4 protein-coding genes are annotated in these 3,305 nt (G+C 38.8%); 3 read left to right on the top strand and 1 reads right to left on the bottom strand.

Annotated features, from left to right (window positions below; translation table 11 throughout):
• Positions 1–1,201, top strand: a 1,201-nt coding sequence (gene ligA, locus GCCT14_RS04075; protein WP_108624343.1) for an NAD-dependent DNA ligase LigA, incomplete at its 5' end; no start/stop codon positions are given.
• Positions 1,191–1,685 carry a hypothetical protein gene (locus GCCT14_RS04070; RefSeq protein ID WP_108624342.1) on the top strand — a complete coding sequence of 165 codons (495 nt, stop codon included), beginning with the start codon at positions 1,191–1,193 and terminating at the stop codon, positions 1,683–1,685. The genes ligA and GCCT14_RS04070, both read left to right, overlap by 11 nt.
• Here the strand turns inward: GCCT14_RS04070 and miaB are convergent, their stop codons facing one another.
• Positions 1,686–3,062, bottom strand: coding sequence for a tRNA (N6-isopentenyl adenosine(37)-C2)-methylthiotransferase MiaB (miaB, locus tag GCCT14_RS04065; protein WP_108624341.1), 1,377 nt, complete (start codon positions 3,060–3,062; stop codon positions 1,686–1,688). It lies immediately after the preceding gene.
• Between the two features lie 111 nt (positions 3,063–3,173).
• Here miaB and GCCT14_RS04060 point away from each other — a divergent pair.
• A partial coding sequence (locus tag GCCT14_RS04060) for an uL13 family ribosomal protein (protein WP_192875501.1) occupies positions 3,174–3,305 on the top strand: 132 nt, incomplete at its 3' end.

Raw genomic sequence — 3,305 nt, 5'->3', positions numbered from 1 at the left:
TCAAAAAGTAGAAACAGAAAGAGAATCTCTACCGTTTCGTATAGATGGAATTGTAGTAAAACTTGATCGTAGAGAAGACCAAATGCAAATGGGCACTACAGGACAATACTATAAGTGGGGAGTAGCATTTAAGTATCAAGCATGTCGTGTAAGGACTCAAATACGATCAATCTTTTCTCAAGTTGGAAGAAGTGGTGCTGTAACTCCAGTTGCTTGTTTAGAACCTGTATATTTGGATGGTAGCTGCGTCTCAAAAGCAACACTTCATAATTTCGGATGGGCCTTTGAAAAAGAAGTTCGTGAGGGTGATTTCGTTTGGATTTGTAAAGGTGGAGATATAATCCCTCAAATAATAGAAGTGGATTTGACTCTTCGTCCTAACGGCACTCTCCCTTTACAACTTCCAAAAACTTGTAATTCATGTGATTCAATTTTGGAAGGATGCCCAATGACTTTGCGCTGCACCAATCCTTTCTGCAGGGATAAATCTATTCAATCTCTTATTCATTTTGTAGATGCTCTCTCAATAGACGGGCTTGGGAAACGAACTATTGAAGAATTAGTAAAAAGAAATATTGTAAAGGATTGGGATGATCTTTTTCGTTTAGATAGCAAATCTCTAGAAGATTTACCTCATAGCGGTCCTGTTCTAGCCAAGAAAATTATTGAATCGATTGAAAAAAGCAAGAATGTTCCTTTTTTCTCGTTCCTTTATGCTATTGGTATCCCATATATTGGGAAGAGAAATGCAAGAGCATTGGCCAAGAAATGCGATTCTTGGGATGCTCTGAGAGTGTTGTCTGTCGAAGACCTTCAGTCTATACATGGGTTTGGTGAGAAGGTTGCTCGATCAACCTATGAAGCATTGAGGGATTTAGAACCGCGTGTGCGGTCTCTTTTTGCTTTAGGAGTTAGTACTTTTTCAGAAAAAAAGGGCAAGGATGATTCGTCTCTTTTTTTTGGACTCTCTTTCGTGATTACAGGGACTTTTAAAAGTGCATCTAGAAAAGAGATCGAAAAAATTATAATAGAGCAAGGTGGATCAGTTCTTTCATCCATCTCGCAAAAGACTGACTATTTGCTTATTGGAGAATCACCCGGAAGCAAGCTTAAACAAGCTCAGTCGTTTAATAATATTACTATCGTAAATGAAGCATGGTTGTTTTCCAACCTTGAGAAGGTGTATCAGAATGTTTCGTAAGCTAATAGGTGCTTTATTTGGACTATCGATGGTTCAAAGCCAAGACACTCTTCAAAATAAGAGTGATGTGGATGTTGTCGTCGAGGAGCAAATTGTTGAGATCGTCGAACAGGAAGATGGCCATCAGAGACAGGTCATTCTTGAGCAAGAGATAGATGAAGATTTATTGAATGAGGAAATGACTCTTATTCGCCCTACAGATATGTCTTCTCGCGTTGAATCTATGCACAAATGTCAAGAATGTCCTTTGCATTGTTTTTCAAAAGCAGAAGCTAATTATTTGCGAGAGGGTCCTTCTCACAAAAAGGAATCTTGGGTTTCGCAAAAAGCAGATCACCTGAAGAGAGAGTTAGCTAATTTGAAGAACAAGATTTCTAATGAGATGGATGTCCTGAAGGATAAGATCAACAAATTTTTAAAAAAGAACGAAATTAAAGATAAGGACGGGCAAGATCATCGCCGTAACAGTTTTCGTTCTCGTTAATTAACAGCTTGGTGTAACCGGTTCTCCAATCAAGGTTAAGTGCTTTACATCAAGTACTCGAATTGTTTGGATAGTGCCTATCAAGTTTGTTGTTCCGGGTAGGATGGCTCGCCACCATCCTCTAGTTCGTCCTTTTACGAAGTTCTCTTCCTTGAAGCTAGGGCCTTCTACTAGAACTTCCACAACTTTTCCAATCGCTTTTTTGCGTTGTTCTAATGATATCTGCTCGTGCAGATCTAGCAGTTGTTGAAGTCTATTCAATTTCTCTTCTTTTGTAACGTTGTCCATGAAACGTGTAGATGGTGTCCCTTTTCTTGGGCTGTACATAAAGAAGAATGCCGTTGTGAAATTGTCTTCCTTGACGGCTGTTTTTGTTTGTAGAAATTCTTCTTCTGTTTCAGTTGGAAATCCAACAATGAAATCTGACCCGATACCCCAGTCTGGAAATAGATCTGGATGTATTGTTTGTCTCAGTAATTCATGTTTCTTTTTTAGAGTTGTTTGGATTTTTTTCACCTTTTCTTGATAAGACTCTCTCGTGTACATGCGATTCATTTTTTTTAGAATCCTATTGGATCCAGATTGTAAGCAGAAATGTACGAATTCACAAACTTTTGGAAGAGCTCCTATTGATTCAATCAATTCGTCAGATATGTCTATTGGGTGGCTGGTCATGAATCTTATGCGTTCAATTCCTGGAATTTCGTGTAGTTTTTCTAGCAGGTGATGAAATAGAATCCCGTCATCTCTATCTTTGCCGTATCCATTAACATTTTCACCAAGAAGAGTAATCTCCTTATATCCCCTATTAGCTAAATCAATACACTCGTCTAAAATGTTGTTGTACTTTCTGGAAACCTCCGGTCCTTTAGTGTAAGGCACGATACAATAGGTACAGTACTTGTTACATCCACGAATAATTGAAACGAATGCACTCACATTATCTGCTCTTTCTGCTAATCGATAATCGAGATCATGTTCGAATACATCATCAACCCGAATGATTCTTTTCCCTGTAGATATAAGCTCCTCAATGATATCTAAAATTGCATGCAAGTTGTTCGTTCCCATTATGAAGTCAACATGAGGAAGAGAATCTAGAAGATGATCTTTTCTATGATTTGCAACACATCCAGAAACCCCTAAGATGGTTCCTTTTCGTTTTGTTTTTGCTAATGAGACCAATTTTCCAATAGCCTTGTTTTCTGCCGTATGTCGCACTGAACATGTGTTGAAAAGAACAAGATCAGCCTCTTCAAGAGTTTTGCTTTTTTTGAGCCCGTATTTTACGAGAGATCCGGTCATAAGCTCTGAATCAAGTACGTTATGCTGGCAGCCGTACGTTTGGATAAAAAAGCTTTTAGGCTTTTGATACACACCAAGCTCCTAAGTTGCAGGCAGGAAAGGCCGAAATGAACTTGTTATTCTAATCATCTTGTGATTTTATTGGTCTCTCCTTTGGGCGTCCTGGTAACGGGTTTGAAATTTATGAGATATCAAAAACAGCGCACTTATCAGAGTGTGGCTTTGAAGAAGCGAAGGTGGTTTGTCTTTGATGCTTCTGGGAAGGTTCTTGGTCGTTTTGCTTCTGAAGTTTCCCGAGTGTTAAGGGGGAAGCAC

This window comes from Candidatus Similichlamydia epinepheli, from assembly GCF_003056015.1.
This window is presented reverse-complemented; position numbering and strand designations above follow the sequence as displayed.